Genomic DNA, 25,686 nt, shown 5'->3' on the forward strand with positions numbered 1-25,686 from the left:
CTTGATATGAACAAATTTTTGCAACTTATTTAAATCAAATAATTAATCCTTTAAAACAAAATTAAGATTATGGCAACAAAAGAGTATTTTCCCGGAATAGGAAAGATTAAATTCGAAGGTAAAGAGAGCAAGAACCCGATGGCATTCCGTTACTACGATGCCGATAAAGTAATCATGGGCAAGAAAATGAGTGAATGGCTGAAGTTCGCCATGGCATGGTGGCACACTCTTTGCGCAGAAGGCGGCGACCAGTTCGGTGGCGGAACAAAGAAATTCCCCTGGAACGGTGAGGCTGACAAGGTTCAGGCTGCCAAGAACAAAATGGACGCCGGCTTTGAATTTATGCAGAAAATGGGTATCGAATACTACTGCTTCCACGATGTAGACCTTTGCGAAGAAGCCGAGACCATTGAAGAATACGAAGCCAACCTGAAGGAAATCGTAGCGTATGCCAAGCAGAAACAAGCTGAAACCGGCATCAAGCTGTTGTGGGGTACCGCCAACGTATTCGGCCATGCTCGCTATATGAATGGCGCAGCCACTAACCCCGATTTTGATGTAGTGGCACGTGCCGCCGTTCAAATCAAGAACGCCATCGACGCTACTATCGAGCTGGGAGGTTCAAACTATGTATTCTGGGGCGGTCGCGAAGGCTACATGTCTTTGCTGAATACAGACCAGAAACGTGAGAAAGAGCACCTCGCACAGATGTTGACCATCGCCCGCGACTATGCCCGTGCCCGCGGATTCAAAGGTACCTTCCTGATTGAACCGAAACCGATGGAACCTACCAAACACCAGTATGATGTAGACACCGAAACCGTTATCGGCTTCTTGAAGGCTCACAATCTGGACAAGGATTTCAAGGTGAACATCGAAGTGAACCACGCTACTTTGGCGGGTCACACCTTCGAGCACGAACTCGCAGTAGCCGTAGACAACGGTATGCTCGGCTCCATCGACGCCAACCGTGGTGACTACCAGAACGGCTGGGATACAGACCAGTTCCCCATCGACAACTTCGAACTGACCCAGGCCATGATGCAAATCATCCGTAACGGAGGTTTTGGCAATGGCGGTACAAACTTCGATGCCAAGACCCGTCGTAACTCCACCGACCTGGAAGACATTTTCATTGCCCACATCGCCGGTATGGACGTGATGGCACGTGCACTGGAAAGTGCAGCCAAACTGCTTGAAGAGTCTCCTTACAAAAAGATGCTGGCCGACCGCTATGCTTCCTTCGACAGTGGTAAAGGCAAGGAATTTGAAGATGGCAAACTGACGCTGGAGGATTTGGTAGCTTACGCAAAAGCCAACGGTGAGCCGAAACAGACCAGCGGCAAGCAGGAATTGTATGAGGCAATCGTGAATATGTACTGCTAATAATGATCAATGTTTAGTGATTAGTGGTTAATAGGTTGCGCATGAAGTGTTTCAATATTAATCATTAATCGCTAATCATTAATCGCTAATCATTAACCATTAATCATTAATATCATGAATTATACAGAAAAAGGCAGTAAACTCTACCTCTTCTCTATTGTGTTGGTAGCCGTCATTGGAGGATTGCTTTTCGGTTACGATACAGCAGTCATATCCGGTGCCGATAAAGGGCTTCAGGCATTCTTTATGGGTGCCCCCGATTTTGTCTACACAGATACGATTCACGGCATTACCTCTTCCAGTGCACTTATCGGATGTATCATCGGTAGTGCTCTTTCGGGATTCTTCGCATCCAATCTGGGACGTAAGAATTCTCTTTTCATAGCCGGCGTCTTGTTCTTTCTGTCGGCATTAGGCTCCTACTACCCGGAATTCCTTTTCTTCGACTATGGTGTTCCTTCCTATTCCTTGCTCGTGGCATTCAACTTCTACCGTGTATTGGGAGGAATCGGCGTTGGTTTGGCATCCGCCATCTGCCCGATGTATATTGCGGAAATTGCGCCGAGCAACATTCGCGGGACTCTGGTATCATGGAACCAGTTTGCCATTATCTTCGGCCAGTTAGTGGTTTACTTCGTGAATTTCCTTATTTTGGGCGAGAATTCAAATCCGGTGATAAAGGCCATTGAAGGAGTCAACCAGATTCTGAATCCCGAAGCGGCAGCATGGACCACAGAGATAGGATGGCGTCTGATGTTTGTCAGTGAGGCTGTTCCTGCAGGAGTCTTTGCGTTGCTCGTACTGTTTGTTCCCGAAACGCCACGCTATCTTGCCATGAGTGGCAAGGATGATAAGGCACTCCAGGTGTTAAGCCGTATCAACGGCTTGGCTCAGGCAAAGGTTATTCTGTCTCAAATCAAAGCCACGGCAGAGGAAAAGACGGAAAAGCTTTTCACTTATGGCTGGATGGTTATCTTTATCGGAATCATGCTGAGTGTATTCCAGCAAGCGGTAGGTATCAACGCCGTACTCTATTTCGCACCGCGTATCTTCGAAACGATGGGAATGGGCAACCCGATGGTGCAGACCGTCATTATGGGTATCATCAATATTCTGTTCACGTTGCTGGCTGTCTTTACAGTCGAGAAATGGGGACGTAAACCACTGCTTATCTCGGGATCTATCGGTATGGCGATAGGTGCTTTCGGAGTAGCTCTTTGCAACGTTGTGGCAGGGCTTCCTCCCATGTTGGCTGTTGTCAGTATCATGGTCTACAGTGCTTCGTTCATGTTCAGCTGGGGCCCCATCTGCTGGGTACTGATTGCTGAAATCTTCCCGAATACCATCCGTGGCGCTGCAGTAGCCATTGCCGTAGCCTTCCAATGGATATTCAATTTCATTGTATCTTCCACCTTCGTACCTATGTACAATATGAGTTTGGGAGATATGGGAGACAAGTTCGGGCACATGTTTGCTTATGGCTTATACGGAATCATCTGTGTGGTGGCCGCTCTGTTTGTCTGGAAGCTTGTTCCCGAAACGAAAGGCAAGACACTGGAAGACATGACCAGACTGTGGAAGAATAGAAAAAATAATAGATAAGAACGTTATTGAAACTGTCCATATAAAATGAGAAAGAGGTTGTGTCAAAATGCTGACACAGCCTTTTTTTATGCGCAAAGCCCAGACTTTCTCAAGCCCGGGCTTTGTTATTACCCAAAGTTTTCGTATCTTTAGGCATAAAGTTTTTCGTTATGGCAAAGTTACATTTTCGTCCTTACATTCCCAACCAAACCGTTCTTTTTCCACAAAGAATTGATGAAAACATAGCTGCGAACGACCCGGTCCGCATCGTGAATGCTGTTATTGACAACCTCAATCTTGAGAGTTTCAAGAAGCTTTATAAGGAAACGGGCCGTTGTCCTTATCATCCTAAAATGATGCTTAAGGTGATAATCTACGCCTACATGAATAATTATTATTCTTGCCGTAAAATAGAGAAGCACCTCCTTCGTGACATTCATTATATTTGGCTTGCCGGTAATGAGCATCCGGATTTTATCACGATCAACCGTTTTCGTAACCGTGTAAAGGAGGAAATAAATAATGTATTTACCCAGTTGATTTTTGTCCTTGCCGATAAAGGTTTCATCAGCCTTGATGTGGAGTATATTGACGGCACCAAGATTGAATCCAAAGCCAACAAATATGCTTTTGTCTGGCGCAAGACAGTCGAACGGAACCGTACGAGACTAATGGATAAAATCCGTATTCTCTTGGAGCAGGTGGATGAAACCATTGCACAGGAGAACTCTATAAAAGACACATCCGTGGAGTTTACTTCCTGCAGGCTCTCTGACATAGTGGATGAACTTAAAGAAGCCCTGGAACGCCAGCCTGCAACAAAGGATAAGGAAGAAAAGAAAGCCCTGCGCAAAAAGAAGAAGCAGGTCAGGGAACTTGAAGGGTATCGTGACAAGCTGATAGAATATGACAATCACCTTGATACCCTTGGAGAACGTAACTCCTATTCCAAGACCGATCCTGGTGCCACATTCATGCGCATGAAAGAAGATGCCATGAAGAACGGGCAGACCAAACCCGGATATAATCTGCAAATAGGTACTGAAAACCAATTTATCACAGACTTCCGTCTGTTTCCCAACCCTACCGATACACTGACCCTCATACCTTTTATCCACTCTTTCCAGTACCGCTATAACAGTTTACCGAATATCTGCGTGGCAGACTCCGGTTACGGTTCGGAAGAAAATTACCGGTTCATGCAGGAGAATGGGATAGAAGCCTTCATCAAGTACAATTACTTCCATAAAGAACAGCGTCCCCGTTATACTCCCAACCCGTTCCATGCCGAAAGTCTCCATTACAATGCCCAAGAGGATTATTACGTTTGTCCTATGGGACAGCACATGAACCGTATAGGAACCAAACGTGACAAGACAGCGAGCGGATACATCACCGAAAGTGCCCGGTATAAAGCAAAAAGATGCGAAGGTTGCCCTTTGCGTGGCAGTTGTTTTAAAGCTCGGGGGAACCGTATTATAGAAGTCAACCACCGATTAAATCAATACAAACGGCAGGCACGGGAAAGGTTGCTCTCAGAAGAAGGTATCAAGCATAGAGGCAGGAGGTGTATAGAACCAGAAGCTGTGTTTGGACAAATGAAATACAACATGGCATACAGAAGATTCCGGCATGTGGGAGAAGACAAGGTTACAATGGACTTTGCTTTCTTTGCTATAGCCTTTAATATCAAAAAAATGTGCGCTAAACTGATAAAAGAAGGAAAGGGGCTCATTACAGTTGCCAAATATTTGTTTATGGGACTATTTATAACCCGATATAATTGGAATATAGCAACTTGCTGCCAAATGCATGAGGAAAAAGTAGCATAGCCAAAAGAAAATATAGCAGAACTTAAAATATAAAAGAGGTTGTGCCAACGTTTTGACACAACCTCTCTTCTTGTTATCATCCCATATATTCTCTCTTATCTGTCCAAGATGAGAAAGAAAAATCTTCAAAAGGAAAGATAACATGTAAAGATAAACTGTACCTTTGCACTGTTTTTAATCAGGAATAGCAAGAAAGTTATGGATTCAATGAAAATCAATAAGGTACAGATACGCAATCTGCAGATTGAAGATTATGACCAGTTGGCACAATCGTTTACGCGTGTTTATTCAGACGGAAGCGATGTGTTCTGGACACACAAACAAATAGAAAAGCTGATACGAATCTTTCCCGAGGGGCAGATTGTGACGGTGGTTGACGAGAAAATCGTGGGCTGTGCACTTTCCATCATAGTGAACTACGATGATGTGAAGAACGACCACACCTACGCTCAGGTTACGGGCAAGGAGACTTTCAATACCCACAATCCGAAGGGTAACATCCTTTATGGCATCGAAGTCTTTATTCATCCCCAATACCGCGGCCTGCGTCTGGCACGCCGCATGTATGAATACCGCAAGGAACTTTGCGAAACATTGAACTTGAAGGCAATCATGTTTGGCGGACGTATCCCCAACTACTATAAATATGCTGACCAACTCCGTCCTAAGGAGTACATAGACAAGGTGAAGCAAAAGGAAATCTTCGACCCGGTGCTGACCTTTCAGCTCTCCAACGACTTCCACGTGCGCAAGGTGATGCGCAACTATCTTCCCAATGATGAGGAGTCCAAGCACTATGCCTGCCTGCTGCAATGGGACAATATCTACTATCAGGCTCCCACACAAGACTATGTAAGCCCCAAAACTACCGTCCGTGTCGGCTTGGTGCAATGGCAGATGCGTACCTACAAGACACTGGATGACCTCTTTGAACAAGTGGAGTTCTTTGTGGATGCCGTGAGCGACTATAAGAGTGACTTTGTCCTTTTCCCCGAATACTTCAATGCACCGCTGATGGCAAAATTCAACAATGAGGGCGAATCGCAGGCCATCCGTGGACTGGCGGCCTATACCGAGGAAATCAGGGAGCGTTTCGTCAAGCTCGCTATCAGTTATAACATCAATATCATTACGGGCAGTATGCCGCTTATCAAGGAGGACGGATTGCTATACAACGTAGGATTCCTCTGCCGGCGTGACGGAAGCTATGAAATGTATGAGAAGATACACGTCACTCCCGACGAAATAAAGTCTTGGGGATTGAGTGGAGGCAAGTCCATCCAGACGTTCGACACGGACTGTGCGAAGATAGGCGTGCTGATATGCTACGATGTCGAGTTCCCCGAACTGAGCCGCATCATGGCGGACCAAGGCATGCAGATACTCTTTGTGCCTTTCCTTACCGATACACAGAATGCTTACAGCCGCGTAAAGGTATGCGCCCATGCCCGTGCCATCGAAAACGAGTGCTTCGTCGTGATAGCTGGCAGTGTAGGTAATCTTCCCCGTGTGCACAACATGGACATTCAGTATGCCCAGTCCGGTGTATTCACTCCCTGCGATTTTGCTTTCCCCACAGACGGCAAGCGTGCGGAAGCCACTCCGAATACCGAAATGATTCTTGTATCGGATGTGGATCTGGATTTGCTGAACGAGCTGCATACCTACGGCAGTGTACGTAACTTGAAAGACAGGAGAGGCGATTTGTACGAGGTGAAGATGAAAAAATAACCTTTCCACGCCGGGTTTTTCATCGTACCCGATGCCACACTTCAGTAACTTAAATGCCACACTTTACCGCCTCAAGTGCCACATTTCGTAGTCCGAAACCTATGGCATTCCGGATGATAAAATGTGGCATTTAAGTTACTGAAGTGTGGCATTTCGGATAGTAATTCCATAGTTTATTCGTGTCTTTACACAACTTTTACTCTAAAAACTGAAACAATGGTCAAAAAAGCTTTCTCCGCTTCCGAAATACCTCTTTGCATCAATGTGCTGCGATTACTTAACTACCGTCTGGCCTCCGGTGAACTGATTCTGTCCGACTGGCATACGGTGAAACAGATTGCTTTTAATATAAGCCTTTCCATTACTCCTAGGCGCGTGTAAAGGAGGAAACCCGTATTCTCCGCACCCGGCAGGAAGTCATCATCAGGCAATTCTCCATCCTGGGCTTCCTGAAAACTGACATAAAGGTCAATTCTGTCACTTATGAACGTGTCCGCTATTACTTCGTAGACTTCATCCTCTATTTTGCCTTCCACGCCACTATGCAGCAGAAGAAGAGCAAGGAAGAATAGCTGAAGCCTGCCTACACCATAAATCAATGAGGCAGCCGCCCAAGTCTATGAAGAGCGCCGCCAATATTATAGTGATGGGGGACTGACCGGAGATGTGAAGCCTGAATGCTCAAAATCCGCCATGCAATTACAGCATCAAAAAACGCCTTTCTTGCCTATGTGGACGAAATCCTGCCCCAAAAGAAAGAACCCGAAAACCTGATGTATTACTTTCTCTCTTTCGATGAGACATTGGATTGTTTCGGAGTGGTGAATCATTTCCTTAATTATTCTATCTTGAATTATAGTTACATCAGCGGCAGTTGAAGTCTATTCGCAGATGATGCTGCTATTATTTTTTTCAATGTGATATTTTATTATTCTTTCCCATGCTGTTTTGCACGCTTATTGCTGATTGCAGCAATGACATTCGCAGAATTCTACATACCGTTTGTTGAACTCAGCAAAATAGCCCTCTTATTTGTAGTTTTCAGGTCGCTTGTTTGAACTAAATTTACGTTTTGCCGTTTTTTGCTTAGAACCCCGTGGGTTTTAGTGCTTTTCTTAGAAAGGTCACATCAAGCGGATATTACTTCCACACATCCATTGAACTGACGCCAAATAAAACATTTTATCGCACTAAGCCAGCTTTTTCTACCTAAAAAGTCTCTTGTATCTAAGTTTTTTGTAAATTTGCACTCTTAAAATAAAGAAGATGGCTTTTGATGTACCAAAAAACATGCTGGTCAAGAGTATTCTTCAATCGTAAATTGTCAAATAGTAAATATCAAGATGGGTAAGAAGTTTGCCGAATATTCGAAGCTTGACCTTTCCGAAGTGAACGGAAAAGTGTTGGAGAAATGGGACGAAAACCAGGTTTTCGCCAAGAGTATGACAGAACGTGAAGGTTGTCCTTCTTTCGTGTTTTTCGAAGGACCTCCTTCGGCCAATGGTATGCCGGGTATTCACCACGTAATGGCTCGCTCCATTAAGGACATTTTCTGCCGTTACAAAACGATGAAGGGATTTCAGGTAAAGCGTAAGGCCGGATGGGATACTCATGGATTACCCGTGGAACTGGGTGTGGAAAAGGCGCTTGGCATTACGAAAGAGGATATTGGCAGGACTATTTCTGTGGCAGAATACAATGCTGCCTGCCGCAAGGACGTCATGAAGTTCACCAAAGAGTGGGAAGACCTGACGCACAAGATGGGCTACTGGGTGGACATGAAGAACCCCTATATAACTTACGACAACCGCTACATCGAAACGTTGTGGTGGCTGTTGAAGCAACTCTACAAGAAAGGACTGCTTTATAAAGGATATACCATACAACCGTATTCTCCCGCTGCCGGTACAGGACTCAGTTCGCACGAGCTGAACCAGCCCGGATGCTATCGTGACGTAAAAGATACGACCGTAGTGGGGCAGTTCAAGATAAAGAACCCGAAGCCGGAAATGGCAGAGTGGGGGACTCCTTACTTCCTGGCATGGACTACCACTCCGTGGACATTGCCCAGCAATACCGCACTCTGTGTAGGGCCTAAGATTGACTATGTAGCCGTGCAGACCTACAACAGCTATAGTGGCGAGAAGATGACCGTCGTTCTGGCAAAAGCATTGCTCTATGCACACTTCAATAAAAAAGCGGAAGGCATTGCATTAGAGGATTATAAACCGGGAGACAAGCTGATACCTTTCAAGATTGTAGGTGAATACAAGGGACCGGACTTGGTAGGTATGGAGTACGAGCAACTCATCCCGTGGGTAAAGCCGATAGATGTGGCCGAAGACGGCAGTTGGACTGCCAGCGATAAAAGTTTCCGTGTAATCGCGGGTGATTATGTAACGACCGAAGACGGTACGGGTATCGTACACATCGCCCCGACCTTTGGTGCGGACGATGCCTTTGTGGCCCGTGCTGCAGGCATACCTTCCCTGTTCATGATAAACAAGAAAGGTGAAACTCGCCCGATGGTGGATCTCACCGGTAAGTTCTATTTGATAGATGAACTGGATGAGGATTTCGTAAAGGCATGTGTCAACGTGGACTTGTATAAGGAGTATCAGGGCAAGTGGGTAAAGAATGCTTATGACCCTCAATTCACCGTAGACGGCAAGTATAATGAGCAGGCTGCGCAAGCTGCCGAATCATTGGATATCGAAATCTGCATGATGATGAAAGCCGCTCATCAGGCATTCAAGATAGAAAAGCATGTACACAACTATCCGCACTGCTGGCGTACGGACAAACCCGTATTGTACTATCCGCTGGATAGCTGGTTTATCCGCAGCACCGCTTGTAAGGAACGTATGATAGAGTTGAACAAGACCATCAACTGGAAGCCGGAAAGCACCGGTACGGGACGTTTCGGTAAGTGGCTGGAAAACCTGAATGACTGGAATCTCAGCCGTTCACGCTACTGGGGCACTCCGCTGCCTATCTGGCGTACAGAGGACAATAGCGAGGAAAAATGTATCGAGTCTGTAGAAGAACTTTACAACGAAATAGAGAAATCCGTAGCTGCCGGTCTGATGCAGTCCAACCCCTACAAGGACAAAGGCTTCCAGCCGGGTATATATACCGAAGAGAATTACGACAAGATAGACTTGCACCGTCCTTACGTAGACGATGTTATCCTTGTTTCCAAAGACGGCAAGCCGATGAAGCGTGAAACGGACTTGATTGACGTATGGTTTGACTCCGGTGCCATGCCTTATGCACAGATACACTATCCGTTCGAAAACAAGGAACTGCTGGACAGCCATCAGGTATATCCTGCCGATTTCATTGCCGAAGGAGTGGACCAGACACGCGGCTGGTTCTTCACGCTGCACGCCATCGCCACGATGGTGTTCGACAGCACCGCTTATAAGGCTGTTATCTCCAACGGTCTGGTGCTCGACAAGAACGGAAACAAGATGTCCAAGCGTCTGGGCAATGCCGTAGACCCCTTCTCGACCATCGAGAAATACGGTTCCGACCCGTTGCGCTGGTACATGATCACCAACTCTTCTCCGTGGGACAATCTTAAGTTCGACGTGGATGGAGTGGAAGAGGTGCGCCGCAAGTTCTTCGGAACACTCTATAACACCTATTCATTCTTCGCCCTCTATGCCAATGTAGACGAATTTGAATACAAGGAAGCCGACGTGCCCATGGCAGAACGCCCTGAGATAGACCGTTGGATTCTCTCCGTACTGAATACGCTGGTGAAGAACGTGGATACCTGCTACAATGAATACGAGCCCACGAAAGCAGGACGTCTCATTTCTGAGTTTGTGAACGACAATCTCTCCAATTGGTACGTTCGTCTGAACCGTAAACGCTTCTGGGGTGGCGGTATGACGCAGGACAAGCTCTCTGCATTCCAGACACTCTATACCTGCTTGGAAACTGTAGCCAAGCTGATGGCGCCCATTGCTCCGTTCTATGCCGACATGCTGTACACAGACCTGATTGCAGCTACGGGACGCGACAACGTGGTTTCCGTACACCTTGCCAAGTTCCCCGAATATAAGGAGGAAATGATAGACAAGGAATTGGAAACCCGCATGCAGATGGCACAAGACGTCACTTCTATGGTATTGGCACTGCGCCGCAAGGTGAACATCAAAGTCCGCCAACCGCTTCAGTGCATCATGATACCGATAGTGGATGAAGAACAGCGTGCACACATCGAGGCTGTGAAAGCACTTATCATGAACGAGGTGAATGTGAAAGAAATCAAGTTTGTGGACGGTGCTGCCGGTGTACTGGTAAAAAAAGTGAAATGCGACTTCAAGAAGTTGGGACCGAAATTCGGAAAACAGATGAAAGCTGTGGCTGCTGCCGTGGCCGGAATGTCTCAGGAGGCTATCGCTGAACTGGAGAAGAACGGTTCCTATACGTTCGTCCTGAACGGTACGGAAGCTGTGATTGAAACTGCCGATGTGGAAATCTTCAGCGAGGACATCCCGGGCTGGCTGGTTGCCAACGAAGGTAAACTAACCGTAGCTTTGGAAGTTACCGTAACCGAAGAGTTGCGTCGTGAAGGTGTTGCGCGCGAGTTGGTGAACCGTATTCAGAATATCCGCAAGTCAAGCGGTTTTGAGATAACCGATAAAATAAAGATTACATTATCAAAAAATCCTCAAACAGATGATGCAGTAAACGAATATAAAGACTATATTTGTAACCAAGTTTTAGGAACTTCACTGACGCTGACAGACAACGTAGAAAATGGTGCAGAACTAAACTTCGACGATTTCTCGCTGTACGTGAGCGTAGTGAAAGAATAATTAAATACTAACCTGATTAACACGTAAAAGTTATGGCAGAAAAGACAAGATACTCAGATGCTGAATTGGAAGAATTCCGCGCTATCATTCTGGAGAAGTTAGAGTTAGCACAACGTGACTATGAATTGTTAAAGGCTAGCCTGACGGGTGCAGACGGCAATGACACCGACGATACATCTCCTACGTACAAAGTGCTGGAAGAAGGTGCCAACACCTTATCCAAGGAAGAAACCACACGTCTGGCCCAACGCCAGTTAAAGTTCATCCAAGGATTGCAGGCTGCTTTGGTGCGTATTGAGAACAAAACATATGGCATTTGCCGCGAAACCGGCAAACTGATACCGGCAGAGCGCCTTCGTGCAGTGCCTCATGCCACTCTGAGCATCGAAGCTAAAAACAACGGCAAGAAATAAAAATGGGTAAATTCTTTACGAAAGGACGGATAGCCTTACTCATTATATTCTTGGTATTGATTATAGACCAGATTATCAAGATTTGGATTAAGACTCACATGTACTGGCACGAGAGCATCCGAATCACAGATTGGTTCTACATCTACTTTACTGAGAATAGTGGCATGGCTTTCGGTATGGAAATATTCGCCAAACTGTTTCTCACCTTGTTCCGTATTGTTGCGGTGACGGTGATAGGTTGGTTTCTGCATAAATTCGTGAAGCTGGGAATGAAGACGGGATTCATCGTCTGTGTGTCTTTAGTCCTGACGGGAGCTTTGGGTAACATTGTTGACAGCGTCTTTTACGGTGTACTGTTTAATGAAAGCACTCATTCGCAGATAGCTTCTTTCCTGCCTGAAGGGGGAGGATATGCTTCCTGGTTTCACGGCAAAGTGGTAGATATGTTCTATTTTCCTATCATAGATACAAACTGGCCCACATGGATGCCATTCGTCGGTGGTGAACACTTTATTTTTTTCAGCCCGATATTCAATTTTGCAGATGCAGCAATCAGCTGTGGTATGATTGCATTGCTGTTGTTCTATAATAAGGATTTCAATGATGCCTATCACGCAGCCATAAAGAAATCATGAAAGGAATAAATCGAATTCAATGGTGTAGTGTAGTCCTTCTGGCATTCAGTCTGACGGCTTGTAAGGTGAAAAGACCTGAGACCGTCCTTCCGGATGCCAAGATGGAAAACGTGCTTTACGATTATCACATAGCCAAAGCTATGGGTGAAGAAGTACCGTATAACGAAAGCTATAAGCGGGTTCTTTACATTGAATCGGTTTTCAAGAAATATGGCATCACTCAGGCCGATTTCGACTCTTCTATGGTCTGGTTTGCCCGTAATCCGGAGGTACTTACCAAAATCTACGAGAAAGTGAATGTACGCTTAAAAGCCGAAAGAAACGGTATCAACCACTTGATTGCCCTGCGTGACAACAAGCCGAAAGAATCACTTCCCGGAGACAGTATCGACGTGTGGATATGGCAGCATATCTATCAGTTGACGGGCATGCCCCTGGACAACAAGATAACGTTTACGTTGCCTTCAGACACCAATTTCCACGACCGTGACACGTTGCGCTGGAGCGCACGTTTCCGTTTTCACAACGGTGCACCGGACAGCATACATGCTCCGTTGATGGCGATGCAGGTTCTTTATGAGAAGAATGACAGTGTTATCAGTGTCATTCGGAAAGTACAAGGCACAGGTGTGGAAACGCTCACCTTGTTTGCCGATACCTTAGGAGAAATCAAGGAAATACGCGGGTTCATCTATTACCCGCAGCAGGAGACTCCACAGCCTTTGCTGGCAGACCGTATCTCACTGATGCGCTATCACGCCACAGACAGTCTGGTCATTGCCCCAAAGGACAGCCTTCAGCAGGCCACAGACTCCCTTCGCAAGGACAGTATCGGGAAACCAGAGAAATTGAAGCCTCTGAAAATTCAGGAGCAGGAAAATGCCACAACTCCTAGAACCATACGTCCCCGTCCGAAAGCATGAAACGCTACGCTTCCCATTTTCTGTTTCTTCCCAGACATGGCTATCTGAAACAATATGTGGTGGAGATAGGTGAAGGACAGTGTGTATCACGTATCTTCCCATTGACAGAAGAGGTGGAGAATACGGAATGGCTACCGGGCGTCATAGCTTTGCTTACGGAGGCGGAAACAGACTATCCTCATTTTGATACGTGCTGCAATATACTGACGGCAATCCCTCCGGTTATCGAGGAAGAATTGTCTTGTTTGATTCCCTGGTTGTTTTTCCCTTTTGATTTTACTACAATGCTGCCTGGCGCCGGAACTCAGCGCAAACTACTGCTGTAGCAATAGCCACGTTCAACGACTCCGAGGTCTCACGGCCGGCGGGATAATTCGGTATGTATAGTTTGCGGTTGATGAGTGCCTCCACTTCTTTTCCGATGCCATTTCCTTCATTTCCCATCACAATCAGCCCATTTTTCGAGAGTGATTGTCCGTACATATTCTCTCCGTCCAGGAAAGTGCCGTAAACGGGAATATCCTTCAGTGAGCGAATGAGCTCGGGTAGGGGAGTATAATGCAGTCTGACGCGTGCGATACCTCCCATCGTGGCCTGCACTGTTTTGGGATTATAGATATCCACCGTATTGGGCGAACAGAATATATGCTCTATCCCAAACCAATCGGCAAGGCGGACAATCGTTCCCAGGTTACCGGGGTCTTGCACATCATCCAAAGCCAGACAGAGGGAGCGGCTGATGACGGAAACATCCGTCTCCTCATCCGGCTGCCGGAACACAGCCAGCACTTGTTGGGGAGTTTTTAGCAGGCTGGCACGCGAAAGTTCTTCCTCCGATACTTCCGTGACATCCGTTACAGTGGAGATAGGGCGGTTCCGGGAAAGCCATTCTGAAGTTGCCAGCAAGAACTGACAAGGAAAATGTCCCAACAAATCCCCTACGAGTTTAGGTCCTTCTGCCAGAAATACCTTGTCAGCCTTCCGGTTCTTTTTCTGCTCCAACGAGTGGATATATTTAATGCGGTTTTTACTTAATGCCATAGGATACACATGTTATCATTTGACAAAAATACGTGATTATTTCAATATAATCAAAAACTCTGCACTCTTCCGGCGTTTTTTATTTCGGGAACAAAAAAATACAAGTATATTTGTAGCTGTTTATGCGCAATTAATGACTCGGTATGGATAAAGGTTTCCGCTACGCGATACTTACTACTATCGTACTTTTGTTGGCTTCCTGTTCTTCTACCAAATATGTGCCGGACGGCTCGTATTTGCTGGATGAAGTGCGTATACATACTGACAATAAGGAAGTAAAACCATCTAATCTCTCCATGTATATCCGCCAGAATCCCAATGCGAAGTGGTTCAGTCTGATAAAGACCCAGTTGTATGTCTACAACTGGTCCGGACGGGACTCTACACGCTGGATAAACCGTACATTGAGGAAATTAGGGGATGCTCCTGTCATATACAGTGAGGAGGAAACCAATCGGACCAGGGAAGAGATCACTAAAGCTGTGCAGAATATGGGCTATATGGGTGCTCTGGTGGAACCGATACGCCAAGTCAAAAAGAAAAAGATGAGGTTAGTCTATAAGGTGACAACCGGCAAACCCTATAAAGTGCGTACCTTGAAATATGATATCCGGGACAGTAAAATAAAGGAATACATGCGGCAGGATTCTGCAGTAACCCTCTTATCCGAAGGCATGTATTTTGATGTCAATGTATTGGATGCAGAACGTCAGCGTATCACGAACAAACTGCTTCAGAACGGATATTATAAGTTCAATAAAGAGTACATCTCTTATACCGCAGATACTGTCCGCAATTCTTACCTGGTAGATTTGACGTTGCATTTGGCTCCATACAAGCAGCACAACGAGGATACACCGCAGAATCACCAACAGTACACTATCAATAAAGTGAGTTTCATTACAGACTATAATGTGTTGCAGGCATCTGCCTTGAACAGCATCGAGGTAAATGATTCATTGCACTACAAAGGATTCCCCATCTACTACAAAGACAAGCTTTATCTGCGTCCCAAAGTGCTGACCAACAATCTGCGCATCATTCCGGGAACTCTCTATAATGAGCAAAACGTGCAGCGCACCTACTCCAACTACGGACGCCTGCAAGCCCTGAAATACACCAACATCCGTTTTTTCGAAGTACAGCAGAGTGACAGTGCAAAGCTCAACGCCTATGTGATGCTGACCAGAGGCAAGCATCAGTCCGTATCCTTTGAAGTGGAAGGCACAAACTCTGCCGGCGACTTGGGAGCTGCCGCTTCAGTGGCTTTTCAGCACCGCAACATGTTCAAAGGTTCCGAAACATTCATGTTCAAGCTACGTGGGGCATACGAGGCTGTGTCTGGTTTGCAGAGCTCCTTAAATCAAGACTATATAGAATTAGGTGCGGAAGCAACTATCAACTTTCCACAGTTCATGTTTCCCTTTGTATCCAGCGATTTCAAACGGAGGATAAGGGCTACTACAGAATTCGGCTTGCAATATAACTACCAGATGCGGCCTGAATTCACACGTATTGTGGCGTCTGCCGGATGGAGCTACAAATGGGGAGTACAACAACAGCGTTCGCAGCATCGCATTGATTTACTGGACATCAATTATCTGTACATGCCCAGCATAGACCAGAGATTTAAAGAGGATTATCTGGAGAAAGACGAGAACTACATCCTCAAATATAATTATGAAGACCGTTTTATTGTCCGCACCGGCTATAGCTATATTTATAACAGTGCCGGAAAGGCTTTGATGAATAATTCCGGCATCGGAAATTCCTATACCATCCGCTTCAATTTTGAATCAGCGGGCAATTTGTTGTATGCTGTGGCAAAGCTCGGAGGAATGAAGAAGAATGCATCGGGAGAATACACTTTATTAAACATTCCTTTTGCCCAATACCTGAAAGGCGATTTTGACTTTGCCAAGAACCTGGTCATTGACAACCGCAATTCATTGGCATTTCATTTTGGTGTCGGTATCGCCATTCCATACGGCAATGCAACAATGCTTCCATTTGAAAAACGCTACTTTTCCGGTGGCGCCAATAGTGTGCGCGGATGGTCTGTACGTGATTTGGGGCCCGGTTCTTTCCCCGGCGATAATAACTTCATGAACCAGTCGGGAGACATCAAGCTGGATGCCAGCATTGAATACCGCACACGGTTATTCTGGAAATTCAGAGGGGCTCTCTTTGTAGATGCCGGGAATATCTGGACAATACGGGATTATAAAGACCAGCCGGGAGGTCAGTTTAAATTTGACAAGTTCTATAAGCAGATTGCTTTGGCATATGGTTTAGGACTGCGTCTTGACTTAGATTTCTTTGTATTGCGTTTCGACGGAGGTATGAAAGCAATCAATCCAGCTTACGAGAAGAAAAAAGACCGTTATCCCATTATTCATCCTAAATTTAGCCGCGATTTTGCTTTCCACTTTGCTGTGGGATATCCGTTCTAAAAATATAAATGACTATGGATAAATGATACTGGATAATTAGCATATACATTTACCCATTATCATTTATCCATTATCCCATTACTTAAAGGCGTAATAGCTGTCAATCATTGTCGCTTGACGTGCTGCAGCCACACCTTGGGCATCCAGTGTCACTGTCATTTCCTCACCGTTCGGAAGGGTCATTTGTGCAGTGCCGTCATTGTTCATTTGCAGCAATTCTGTGCTGACACCATCGGCAACAACATTCCAAGTATTCAACTCTTTGTTGTAAATGAGTTCCATAGAAGCGGTCTCACCTTCTTTGGTGATAGAATAGCCGTTTTCAAGTGTCTCTACCAGGTAGTCACCGTTTTCACCTTTCACTTTCTTTACATCACCAATGCTGGCCATAGGGTTTGAACCACTCCAGAATTCGATGGAGTTGATGACCAATGCATCGGCCAGATAGCAAACGCCATATACCGGGACAATATTGAATGCCAGATAAACCAGTTCGTTTACAAACTTGGTACCAATACCTTGATTCCAGCTGACCAGTTTACTATGCAGTCCAAAAGAACCGATACAAGAACTGAAAAGAAACGAGCCGCAAATCATTACGGTCGCAGCCATCTTCAAATTGAACTTTTTCATAATCACTCTTTTTTATTTTACTGTGTTTAATAGCTTTATAGCTCATTGAGTTATTTTAAGCATCCGCAAATATAGGATTTTTTACGAAAATACATCCTATTTGAGCTTAAAATCTGTTTTCAGTAAAACAGAAGTGTCTATCTATGAGCTTTTTGAGAAAGAGCCTTTCCGATCCAACGGTCAACGGCAAACTTGCCCGGGCCTATGATATACATCAATATGAACACTACCAGGTACACAAAAGCCAGCTCTTTCGTGGCAAACGGGTCATTGCCATGAATTACAAAAAAGGCAACAGCCATTGTAAACACCATTGGTATCATAGCCAAACGATAGAGAAAACCTATAATGAATGCCATGGAGCATGCCAATTCACCGAAGATAGCCAATCCTAAAGACAGCGGGCTGCCTACACCCAATGGGTCTGGGAAAACAGCCGACAGCTCTTGAAAGTTAGTCCACTTCTGGATACCGTGGTTCATTAATAATATACCGAATACAATTCTTGCAATTAATAGCATAGCAGATGTTGCCGTTCCGTCCGGTTTGACGGGAAATAAAAGTCGTTTTAACATATTCATTCATTTTTAAGTTCGTATATGAACTATAACAAATATTACTCAATAAAAGTTTACTGCCGCTTCAAGGGTTTGATGATAATCCGTAAAGACAGGTCATAGGTAAAGTAACTCCACATCCAGTCTACGAAGATGGAAAGACGATTTTTTACACCCACAATACTCATCAAATGGATGAACAGCCACACAGCCCATACCGGAAAACTTCCAAAACGCAGCTTCTTAAGCTCGACTACGGCATGATTGCGGCCAATGGTCTCCATGGAGCCTTTGTTTTGATATATAAACGGTTGCAGCGGCAGGCCTGCTTCTGCACGCTGCAAGTTCCTTATCAAGTTGCGGGCCTGCTGGATGGCTGGTTGCACCACTTGCGGGTGTCCTTTGGGATACTCCTCAGAAATCATAAGGGCCGTATTCCCGATAGCGAAAATATTGGGATATTGAGAAAGACGGTTATAAGTGTCCACCTTCAAGCGGTTTCCCGGTCCATAGGCAGGCAATCCTTGAAGGCTGTTTGCTTTGACACCGGCCACCCAGAATACATTTTTTTTGGTATTGCTTGCGGTCCCATCATTCAATGCCAACTGATAATTCTCGTATCCCATCACCCGTTGATTCAATTTAATTTCCACATCATGCTTCTTCAGATAATCAGTCACTTCTTTGGAAGACTTTTCAGAAAAGGCAGACAAAAGCCTGGAAGAGCCATCCAACAAGATGATACGCTTCTCATTGATATTCAAGCCTGGATAGTTTTGAGAAAGGACAAACTTTCTCATCTCGGCCAGAGTAGCGGACAACTTTATTTCCGTAGCTCCACCACCTACAATGGCAAAGGTCATCAGACGCCTGTGCTCTTCTTTATTACCGGTACTCTGGGCCTGTTCAAAGCTGTCCAATATCTGGTTCGGTTGAACAAGGCTTCCGAAGTATTCAATTTTCGTACTAGCTTTAATCCATCGAAGCCACCGCCTACGATTACCCATCGTTTCTGCCTCTCTTTATCGAGAATGTTTATTGCTGTTTTCATTAATTCAATATCATGTTGTTCTTTGTAATATTAAAATAACAGTATAACTGAGGAAAGCTCTATAAATGATGTGGTTAAAAAGAGTGAACCCCACATGCAATGTAGAAATGAACATAAAAGAGAAAAATAGGAAACAAAAAGAAGGGTAACATTGTTGTAATGAAGAACATAAAACAAACTTTGCCACGGAAGTTTTCTACAAGCAAATGGACACTAAATTGACAAAATGGATATTACCAATATTGATGCTGATTACAGAAACGGCTGTTCATGCACAAACACACCCTGCAGAAGCAAAAAACTCTGTGGACTCAATTTCTACGTATCCGATAGACTCGCTTCTCAAGAAACGCAGTTTTTTCGAAAAAATTTTGAATTACTTCAACGATGCCAACAAAGAAAAGAAAAACAAAAAATTTGATTTCAGCATTATAGGCGGGCCTCATTATTCCAGTGACACCAAATTTGGAATCGGACTGGTGGCGGCAGGACTCTACCGTACCGACCGGAACGATAGTATTCTCCCTCCGTCCAATGTCTCTCTGTATGGGGATGTCTCCACGGTGGGATTCTATTTGCTGGGAGTACGTGGAAACCATCTGTTTCCCCAAGACAAATACCGGTTGAACTACAATCTGTATTTCTATTCTTTCCCAAGCCTTTACTGGGGACAAGGATATGACAATGGAGCCAATGATGACAATGAGAGTGAATACGATCGCTTTCAAGCGCAGGTTAAGGTGGACTTCATGTTCCGGATGGCACGTAACTTTTATATCGGTTCAATGACAGCATTTGATTACGTGTATGGGCATGACTTTGAAAAACCGGAATTATGGAAAGGAATGAAAGCGCACAGCACCAACGTGAGCTTGGGGTTTTCCTTGTTGTATGATTCACGCGATTTTCTGACAAATGCCTATAAAGGATATTACCTACGGATAGACCAGCGCTTCAGTCCGGCCTTTTTGGGAAATAAATACGCATTCAGCAATACGGAACTGACGACCAGCTATTACCAGTCCGTGTGGAAGGGTGGGGTGTTGGCAGGCCAGTTCCATACTCTGCTGAACTACGGAAATCCGCCCTGGGGACTGATGGCAACATTGGGAAGTTCCTATTCTATGCGTGGCTATTATGAGGGACGCTACCGTGACAAGTGTGCAATGGATGCCCAGCTGGAACTACGCCAACATGTATGGAAGCGAAATGGAGTTGCCGTATGGGTAGGGGCGGGAACCATATTCCCGAATTTCTCGGAATTGGAGGCCAGGCATATTCTTCCTAATTATGGTTTCGGCTACCGCTGGGAGTTCAAAAAGAGAGTAAACGTACGTTTGGATTTAGGTTTTGGCAAACACCAGACCGGATTTATATTCAATATCAATGAAGCTTTTTAGAGACATAAAAAAATGGTTCGACAATCAGGAACATTTGTTCTATCTGTTTCTGGTCATTCTGATAGTGCCCAATGTAGTGCTATGCTTTACAGAACCCATATCATGGACGGCAAAGATATGTAATATCCTGCTACCCCTTTCTATATATTATGCTGTAATGGCTTGGTCGAGAAACTGTGGCAGGACATTCTGGCTGCTATTTCCGTTCATCTTCTTCGGAGCCTTCCAGCTTGTATTACTATATCTTTTCGGTCAGTCCATTATCGCAGTGGATATGTTTCTGAATCTGGTGACAACCAATTCAAGCGAGGCGCTGGAACTGCTGGACAATCTGATACCTGCCATCGTTATTGTGGTAGTGCTCTATATACCTGCATTAATTCTGGCAACCATATCCATTGTACACAAACGCAGACTGTCCGAAGCATTCATCCGGCAAGCTCGCCGTCGCACTCTGTATGTGCTGTCTGCCGGAATATTATCCTTAGGCAGTGCTTATTTGACAGATGACCGGTATGAGCTGAAATCCGAACTGTATCCTGCCAACGTATGCTACAACATAGCACTTGCCTTTCAACGGACGGCCCAAACGCGGAATTATCACAAGACCTCTAAAGATTTTACCTTTCATGCTAGAAGTACTCATCAGGCTGATGAAAGGGAAGTATATGTAATGGTGGTGGGAGAAACCTCACGGGCATGCAACTGGGCTTTGTACGGCTATGAACGGGAAACTAACCCGGGACTGTCGGGCATTGGCGGACTGACAGCTTTCAGCCATGTGCTGACAGAATCAAACACCACCCACAAGAGTGTTCCGATGTTGCTGTCACCGGTCAGTGCTTCCAGTTTTGATTCCATCTATTATCAAAAAGGGATTATCACAGCATTCAAGGAAGCCGGTTATCAGACCGCCTTTTTCTCGAACCAGCGCTATAACCACTCATTTATAGATTTCTTCGGCAAAGAAGCCGACACGTATGATTTCATTAAAGAAGATGTGGGGGATTCCAATTACAACCCCTCTGATGACAAACTGTTGAAACTGGTAGCAAAAGAACTGGGCAAAGGAGTTTCCAGGCAATTTATAGTCCTCCACACTTACGGTTCTCATTTCAATTATAAAGAGCGCTATCCGGCAGAGCAGGCTTTCTTCCTGCCGGACATGCCCGTTGACGCGGAAGTGAAATACAAAGACAACCTGATCAATGCCTATGATAATTCTATCCGCTACACGGATAATTTTCTGGTTCGTCTGATAGATATGCTTCAAAAACAACATGTCAATTCTGCCTTGATATACACTTCAGACCATGGAGAAGATATTTTCGATGACAACCGGCATCTCTTTCTGCATGCCTCACCGGTACCTTCCTATTATCAGATACATGTGCCATTCTTTATTTGGATGTCCGACAACTACCGGCAGAGATACCCATCGTTATTGGAGGCCGCACAAGCCAATAGGCAGAAGAATGTATCTTCCAGTGCCTCATTCTTCCAGACAATGCTGGAAATAGGTGGAGTGGAGACCCCATACCGGAATGACTCTTTATCTGTCACCAGCGCTCTGTTTATCGAAAGACCCAGAGTCTATCTGAACGACCACAATGAAGCCCGCACACTGGATGATGTCGGTATGCTCAAGGAAGACTTCAAGATGCTGGAAGAGAAAGGCATCAGGTAATCAGGGAAAGAGAGCAGGCTGTTGCTATTTTGCCCTGATTCTTGATATAAAATTCTGAATCACCGGATACATCTCCTCTACCGTATTCAGCTCCATGCAAGCCGTCTCCAACGGGCACCAGCCGGTCTTGTCACGGTTAATGATATGGGGAACCTCTTGGGCAAAAGTCGTTTCAATTCCTGCTTCGCACAGCAATGCCAGCGCAGGAGTGCTGATTATATCGGCATAGACCGTTTTAAAGCCTCCCAGTACCATCAAAGCAGCGGCACCTTTCCCTATAACCTTATCGGCAATGGCAGCCCCCTTCATAAATGCAGAATCTGCCTGGTACAAATCATACAAATCCGCTACTCCCCGTTGGGTGAAAGTACGGACTTCCTCCCGGTTCTTCATAACACAAGAGTATCCTCCCTTGTGCAGTATGTCAATGATACTCTCCATTTTATAAAGTCTCTTGTTTCAACTGTTCTACAAATTTGTCAATACGATGCAGTTCTTTGGGAATATCAATCGTTTGCGGGCAATGCGGAGAACACTGGTTGCACCCGGTACAATGGTCGGCCTGTCTCAGTTTGGGTACACTTCGGTCATATCCTACGAGAAAAGCACGGCGTGCTTTCCGATAATTCTCATCCTGGCTGCTTTCCGGCACATTTCCTTCATTGACACATTTATTGTAATGTATCAAGATGGCAGGAATGTCAATTCCATACGGGCAAGGCATGCAGTACTTGCAGTCGTTGCAAGGTATGGTGGGGTACTCCATCATCAAATCTGCCGTATCATACAGATACTGAATTTCTTCTTCTGTGAGTGGTACCAATGGAGAGTAAGTACGGATGTTATCCTGCAAATGTTCCATATAAGTCATGCCGCTCAGCACTGTCAGTACATCCTGGGGAGAACCGGCATAACGGAATGCCCAAGACGCCACACTGCGTTCGGGTTCGCGCTGCTTCAGCCGTGCCACAATATGGTCGGGGACATTGGAGAGCCGCCCACCCAGCAGAGGCTCCATAATGACAGCAGGGATCTTACGCTTGGCCAGCTCGTCATACAGATACTCTGCCTTGAAGTTGCTGCCCGAAGCATGTTTCCAGTCCACATAATTCAACTGTATTTGTACAAAATCCCAATGAACTTCACCACGGTCATGCATCTGCAAGGCATAGTCATAGACTTCGATATCGCCGTGGAACGACCATCCCAAACGGCGGATGCGTCCTGCTTCACGCTCCTTGACAAGAAAATCAATCATACCGTTGTCTATGTAGCGTTTGCGGAATTGCTCCATGCCACCGCCACCAATCATGTGTAGCAGATAGTAGTCTATATAGTCCACCTGCATATCCTCGAATGACTTACGGTACATGGCAATGGAACCCTCGCGAGTCCAGGTATCAGGATGAAAATTGGATAGTTTGGTGGCAAGATAGAACGATTCGCGCGGGTGGCGTTTCAGAGCTATTCCCGTAGACTTCTCACTCCATCCTTGTACATACATCGGAGACGTATCGAAATAATTCACACCATGAGCAATGGCATAATCCACCAGTTCGTTCACAGCATCCTGGTCTATCATTTCCCCTTTTCCATCCGGAGCAGGAACGGTAGGCCAGCGCATACAACCATATCCTAAAATAGAAACTTTGTCACTCCCCAAACCGGGAAAACTACGATAGGTCATTTTATCCGTCGGAATGGGACCCAACGCTTTACTACCTTCACTGCTCCCTTCCTTAGAACCACATCCATAGAGGGCAGCAGTAGATGTGGCGGCTGTAATCCCCACTATCTTCAAGAAATCACGACGGTTCATATTGTTTTTATGATGTTCTTCCATACTTATAGAAATTCTACTTTGTTATATAATCCGATGTCTTTCATGCCCTTCCACATAGATGGCACTGAACGGACGGGCCGGACAAAGATTCTCGCATGCCCCGCAGCCGATACAGCGCTCCACATTGATTACCGGAATCTTTGGAGAATCCTTGTCTTCAGGTATACTCGGCACCATTTGTATGGCTCCCGTCGGGCAATGGCGTGCACAGTTGCCACACTGCACACCATCTGTCAGTGGTATGCAATTTTTCTTTACCCACACGGCATGCCCTATCTGAACGGATGATTTATCAACTTTGATTATTGGGCGGATAGCTCCTGTAGGACATACCTCCGAACATTTTGTACATTCCGGTCTGCAATAGCCGCGTTCGTATGACATTTCCGGCTGCATCAATTTCCTTAAGTCCGCAGAAGGACGAAGAACCTGATTGGGACATGCCGACACACAGAGCTGGCAGGCCGTGCAGTGTTGCGCCATATTGCGGGCACTCAATGAGCCGGGAGGAGTGAGGGGAGTGCTTCGCTCGGGAATCTTCTTATCCTCAATGGCTGCCAGTCCTCCGTCTACTTTCTTTTCCTGCGCTTTTAAAACAGAAGTGGCTGCAACCAGAGCCGTTGCTGTGAAAAAACTGCGGCGGGTTTCGTTTATCTGTTCCGAATTAGCCTTGCCCGCAGCAGGTTTGCCGAAAGGATGATACTTGTAGGAAATGGCTCCATGCTTGCACTTCTCAATGCAGTTCATGCAAACCACACACCGGCTTGCATCAATCTGATGCTCCTTAAAGTTGATGCAGGCTGCCTTGCAGTTGCGTGAACAAAGACTGCATTGGTTGCACTTTTCCGAATCTATTGTGATGCGGAAAAGCGAATAACGTGAAAGGAAGCCCAAGACCGTTCCTACCGGGCAAATCGTATTACAATAGGTTCGTCCGTTGCGTCCGGCCAGAACAACAAGCACAGCCAAAGTAGCGGCAGCAATAATAAAAGTCGGCAGGCTCTTCAACCATACATCCGTTTCATAAAAGTCATAACTGTCTGCCCGTTCAGCCAAATAAGCAAGCAGATTGTTGCCCCATTGCCATATAGGTTGAAAAAGATTATTGGCAATACGTCCGTATGCACTATAGGGTGCAAGTAGAGCAGCCAATGAACCAATTCCGGCAATCAAAGCAATGATAAACACACCCAATACGCCATAGCGCAGCCAAGATAAGGCCGGAGAATAAGAGTAAGGAAGCTTCCTGCGTTTTTTAGGTTGCCGGCCCAGCCATGCCAGTATATCCTGAAATACCCCTAAGGGGCAAATCACAGAACAATAGATACGCCCGCATACCAAAGTGAGAATTGCAAGAAACAATATCACTCCCACATTTAGCGCCAATACAGCCGGCAAAAACTGGATTTTGGCCAACCAGCCGAACCACCCATGCAACGTTCCCGTAAAATCAAGGAACAACAAGGTGATGAGTACAAAGCAAATCATTGCAAAAGTCAGTCTAATCTTCCGTAACATGATAATCCTTTATTTTGAGTTCCTAAACTATATCAGCGATATGAGTACAAAACAACTGCCGAAATAGTGAAATTTTATTTATGCAAAAATACATAAAAAAAGAAAGGTATCATCATTCAATGGAATTAAAAACGAAAGAAAGAAGGACAAATACAAAATGCTCCCAT

Annotated in this window: 20 protein-coding genes and 1 pseudogene; 13 read left to right on the forward strand and 8 right to left on the reverse strand. The window is 45.5% G+C overall.

Features of this window, described 5'->3' with window-relative positions; all coding sequences use genetic code 11:
• Positions 1-69: 69 nt before the first annotated feature.
• From xylA to HUX74_RS12630, 4 genes are all read left to right on the forward strand, one after another.
• Positions 70-1,386 carry a xylose isomerase gene (gene xylA, locus HUX74_RS12615; protein ID WP_117599615.1) on the forward strand — a complete coding sequence of 439 codons (1,317 nt, stop codon included), beginning with the start codon at positions 70-72 and terminating at the stop codon, positions 1,384-1,386.
• Between the two features lie 114 nt (positions 1,387-1,500).
• Positions 1,501-2,988: a D-xylose transporter XylE gene (xylE, locus tag HUX74_RS12620; protein WP_117599616.1), complete on the forward strand. Its 1,488-nt coding sequence runs from the start codon at positions 1,501-1,503 to the stop codon at positions 2,986-2,988.
• Positions 2,989-3,140: 152 nt separating this feature from the next.
• Positions 3,141-4,802 (forward strand): IS1182 family transposase, encoded by a 1,662-nt coding sequence (locus tag HUX74_RS12625; protein WP_174646777.1) that lies wholly within the window; start codon positions 3,141-3,143, stop codon positions 4,800-4,802.
• Between the two features lie 198 nt (positions 4,803-5,000).
• Positions 5,001-6,533, forward strand: a complete 1,533-nt coding sequence (locus tag HUX74_RS12630) for a carbon-nitrogen hydrolase family protein (protein ID WP_117599617.1) — start codon at positions 5,001-5,003, stop codon at positions 6,531-6,533.
• Positions 6,534-6,814: 281 nt separating this feature from the next.
• On the opposite strand, the gene HUX74_RS20765 is transcribed toward HUX74_RS12630, so the two are convergent.
• Positions 6,815-7,132: a hypothetical protein gene (locus tag HUX74_RS20765; protein ID WP_254592866.1), complete on the reverse strand. Its 318-nt coding sequence runs from the start codon at positions 7,130-7,132 to the stop codon at positions 6,815-6,817.
• A 78-nt stretch (positions 7,133-7,210) separates the two neighbouring features.
• Here HUX74_RS20765 and HUX74_RS20770 point away from each other — a divergent pair, with 78 nt between their 5' ends.
• From HUX74_RS20770 to HUX74_RS12660, 6 genes are all read left to right on the forward strand, one after another.
• Positions 7,211-7,411 (forward strand): hypothetical protein, encoded by a 201-nt coding sequence (locus HUX74_RS20770; protein WP_226791171.1) that lies wholly within the window; start codon positions 7,211-7,213, stop codon positions 7,409-7,411.
• A 465-nt stretch (positions 7,412-7,876) separates the two neighbouring features.
• A complete protein-coding gene (gene ileS, locus HUX74_RS12640) occupies positions 7,877-11,365 on the forward strand; it encodes an isoleucine--tRNA ligase (RefSeq protein ID WP_174646778.1) in 3,489 nt (1,162 codons plus the stop codon).
• 32 nt (positions 11,366-11,397) lie between these two features.
• The gene (locus HUX74_RS12645; protein ID WP_005654117.1) at positions 11,398-11,778 is read left to right on the forward strand and encodes a TraR/DksA C4-type zinc finger protein; all 381 of its coding nucleotides are present in this window, start codon (positions 11,398-11,400) and stop codon (positions 11,776-11,778) included.
• Between the two features lie 2 nt (positions 11,779-11,780).
• Positions 11,781-12,413, forward strand: coding sequence for a lipoprotein signal peptidase (locus HUX74_RS12650; RefSeq protein ID WP_131226382.1), 633 nt, complete (start codon positions 11,781-11,783; stop codon positions 12,411-12,413).
• Positions 12,410-13,336 (forward strand): DUF4296 domain-containing protein, encoded by a 927-nt coding sequence (locus tag HUX74_RS12655; RefSeq protein WP_174646779.1) that lies wholly within the window; start codon positions 12,410-12,412, stop codon positions 13,334-13,336. The genes HUX74_RS12650 and HUX74_RS12655 overlap by 4 nt, the downstream gene beginning before the upstream one ends.
• Positions 13,333-13,662 carry a hypothetical protein gene (locus HUX74_RS12660; RefSeq protein ID WP_117599621.1) on the forward strand — a complete coding sequence of 110 codons (330 nt, stop codon included), beginning with the start codon at positions 13,333-13,335 and terminating at the stop codon, positions 13,660-13,662. Before HUX74_RS12655 ends, HUX74_RS12660 begins: the two co-directional genes overlap by 4 nt.
• On the opposite strand, the gene HUX74_RS12665 is transcribed toward HUX74_RS12660, so the two are convergent.
• The gene (locus HUX74_RS12665) at positions 13,616-14,377 is read right to left on the reverse strand and encodes an RNA methyltransferase (protein ID WP_117964608.1); all 762 of its coding nucleotides are present in this window, start codon (positions 14,375-14,377) and stop codon (positions 13,616-13,618) included. The genes HUX74_RS12660 and HUX74_RS12665 overlap by 47 nt on opposite strands.
• A 143-nt stretch (positions 14,378-14,520) precedes the next feature.
• On the opposite strand from HUX74_RS12665, the gene HUX74_RS12670 reads away from it, so the two are divergent.
• Positions 14,521-16,830: a BamA/TamA family outer membrane protein gene (locus HUX74_RS12670; protein WP_117964607.1), complete on the forward strand. Its 2,310-nt coding sequence runs from the start codon at positions 14,521-14,523 to the stop codon at positions 16,828-16,830.
• Positions 16,831-16,908: 78 nt separating this feature from the next.
• Here the strand turns inward: HUX74_RS12670 and HUX74_RS12675 are convergent, their stop codons facing one another.
• The 3 genes and pseudogenes from HUX74_RS12675 to HUX74_RS12685 all read right to left on the reverse strand — a co-directional run.
• Positions 16,909-17,463 (reverse strand): DUF3332 domain-containing protein, encoded by a 555-nt coding sequence (locus tag HUX74_RS12675; protein ID WP_117599624.1) that lies wholly within the window; start codon positions 17,461-17,463, stop codon positions 16,909-16,911.
• A 137-nt stretch (positions 17,464-17,600) separates the two neighbouring features.
• The gene (locus tag HUX74_RS12680; RefSeq protein ID WP_117599739.1) at positions 17,601-18,038 is read right to left on the reverse strand and encodes a DoxX family protein; all 438 of its coding nucleotides are present in this window, start codon (positions 18,036-18,038) and stop codon (positions 17,601-17,603) included.
• A 56-nt stretch (positions 18,039-18,094) separates the two neighbouring features.
• A pseudogene (locus tag HUX74_RS12685) lies at positions 18,095-18,975 on the reverse strand (NAD(P)/FAD-dependent oxidoreductase); the annotation flags it as partial.
• 302 nt (positions 18,976-19,277) lie between these two features.
• Between HUX74_RS12685 and HUX74_RS12690 the strand changes: the two are divergent.
• On the forward strand, positions 19,278-20,471 hold the full coding sequence (locus tag HUX74_RS12690; protein WP_117964606.1) for a BamA/TamA family outer membrane protein: 1,194 nt from the start codon (positions 19,278-19,280) through the stop codon (positions 20,469-20,471).
• Positions 20,458-22,158, forward strand: a complete 1,701-nt coding sequence (locus HUX74_RS12695; RefSeq protein ID WP_117599626.1) for a lipid A phosphoethanolamine transferase — start codon at positions 20,458-20,460, stop codon at positions 22,156-22,158. The genes HUX74_RS12690 and HUX74_RS12695 overlap by 14 nt, the downstream gene beginning before the upstream one ends.
• Before the next feature lie 24 nt (positions 22,159-22,182).
• On the opposite strand, the gene HUX74_RS12700 is transcribed toward HUX74_RS12695, so the two are convergent.
• Genes HUX74_RS12700 through HUX74_RS12710 form a run of 3 tightly spaced genes read right to left on the reverse strand, consistent with a single transcriptional unit; the run spans position 22,183 to position 25,519 of the window.
• Positions 22,183-22,599 (reverse strand): DUF1893 domain-containing protein, encoded by a 417-nt coding sequence (locus tag HUX74_RS12700; protein WP_005825513.1) that lies wholly within the window; start codon positions 22,597-22,599, stop codon positions 22,183-22,185.
• Between the two features lies 1 nt (position 22,600).
• On the reverse strand, positions 22,601-24,001 hold the full coding sequence (locus HUX74_RS12705) for an aldo/keto reductase (RefSeq protein WP_174646780.1): 1,401 nt from the start codon (positions 23,999-24,001) through the stop codon (positions 22,601-22,603).
• A 21-nt stretch (positions 24,002-24,022) separates the two neighbouring features.
• Positions 24,023-25,519 (reverse strand): 4Fe-4S binding protein, encoded by a 1,497-nt coding sequence (locus HUX74_RS12710; RefSeq protein ID WP_174646781.1) that lies wholly within the window; start codon positions 25,517-25,519, stop codon positions 24,023-24,025.
• Between the last annotated feature and the right edge of the window lie 167 nt (positions 25,520-25,686).

The organism is Bacteroides sp. Marseille-P8574 (assembly GCF_902825465.1).
GTDB classification, from domain to species: Bacteria; Bacteroidota; Bacteroidia; order Bacteroidales; family Bacteroidaceae; genus Bacteroides; species Bacteroides uniformis.

What these genes read in the sequence shown, in the direction of transcription:
- HUX74_RS12670 (WP_117964607.1), top strand. Translation starts at nt 14,521, where the DNA reads ATGGATAAAGGTTTCCGCTACGCGATACTTACTACTATCGTACTTTTG.
- HUX74_RS12645 (WP_005654117.1), top strand. Translation starts at nt 11,398, where the DNA reads ATGGCAGAAAAGACAAGATACTCAGATGCTGAATTGGAAGAATTCCGC.
- HUX74_RS12675 (WP_117599624.1), bottom strand. Translation starts at nt 17,463, where the DNA reads ATGAAAAAGTTCAATTTGAAGATGGCTGCGACCGTAATGATTTGCGGC.
- HUX74_RS12705 (WP_174646780.1), bottom strand. Translation starts at nt 24,001, where the DNA reads ATGGAAGAACATCATAAAAACAATATGAACCGTCGTGATTTCTTGAAG.
- HUX74_RS12650 (WP_131226382.1), top strand. Translation starts at nt 11,781, where the DNA reads ATGGGTAAATTCTTTACGAAAGGACGGATAGCCTTACTCATTATATTC.
- HUX74_RS12690 (WP_117964606.1), top strand. Translation starts at nt 19,278, where the DNA reads ATGGACACTAAATTGACAAAATGGATATTACCAATATTGATGCTGATT.
- HUX74_RS12625 (WP_174646777.1), top strand. Translation starts at nt 3,141, where the DNA reads ATGGCAAAGTTACATTTTCGTCCTTACATTCCCAACCAAACCGTTCTT.
- HUX74_RS12630 (WP_117599617.1), top strand. Translation starts at nt 5,001, where the DNA reads ATGGATTCAATGAAAATCAATAAGGTACAGATACGCAATCTGCAGATT.
- xylE (WP_117599616.1), top strand. Translation starts at nt 1,501, where the DNA reads ATGAATTATACAGAAAAAGGCAGTAAACTCTACCTCTTCTCTATTGTG.
- HUX74_RS12660 (WP_117599621.1), top strand. Translation starts at nt 13,333, where the DNA reads ATGAAACGCTACGCTTCCCATTTTCTGTTTCTTCCCAGACATGGCTAT.
- xylA (WP_117599615.1), top strand. Translation starts at nt 70, where the DNA reads ATGGCAACAAAAGAGTATTTTCCCGGAATAGGAAAGATTAAATTCGAA.
- HUX74_RS20770 (WP_226791171.1), top strand. Translation starts at nt 7,211, where the DNA reads ATGCTCAAAATCCGCCATGCAATTACAGCATCAAAAAACGCCTTTCTT.
- HUX74_RS12665 (WP_117964608.1), bottom strand. Translation starts at nt 14,377, where the DNA reads ATGGCATTAAGTAAAAACCGCATTAAATATATCCACTCGTTGGAGCAG.
- ileS (WP_174646778.1), top strand. Translation starts at nt 7,877, where the DNA reads ATGGGTAAGAAGTTTGCCGAATATTCGAAGCTTGACCTTTCCGAAGTG.
- HUX74_RS12710 (WP_174646781.1), bottom strand. Translation starts at nt 25,519, where the DNA reads ATGTTACGGAAGATTAGACTGACTTTTGCAATGATTTGCTTTGTACTC.
- HUX74_RS12695 (WP_117599626.1), top strand. Translation starts at nt 20,458, where the DNA reads ATGAAGCTTTTTAGAGACATAAAAAAATGGTTCGACAATCAGGAACAT.
- HUX74_RS12680 (WP_117599739.1), bottom strand. Translation starts at nt 18,038, where the DNA reads ATGTTAAAACGACTTTTATTTCCCGTCAAACCGGACGGAACGGCAACA.
- HUX74_RS12655 (WP_174646779.1), top strand. Translation starts at nt 12,410, where the DNA reads ATGAAAGGAATAAATCGAATTCAATGGTGTAGTGTAGTCCTTCTGGCA.
- HUX74_RS12700 (WP_005825513.1), bottom strand. Translation starts at nt 22,599, where the DNA reads ATGGAGAGTATCATTGACATACTGCACAAGGGAGGATACTCTTGTGTT.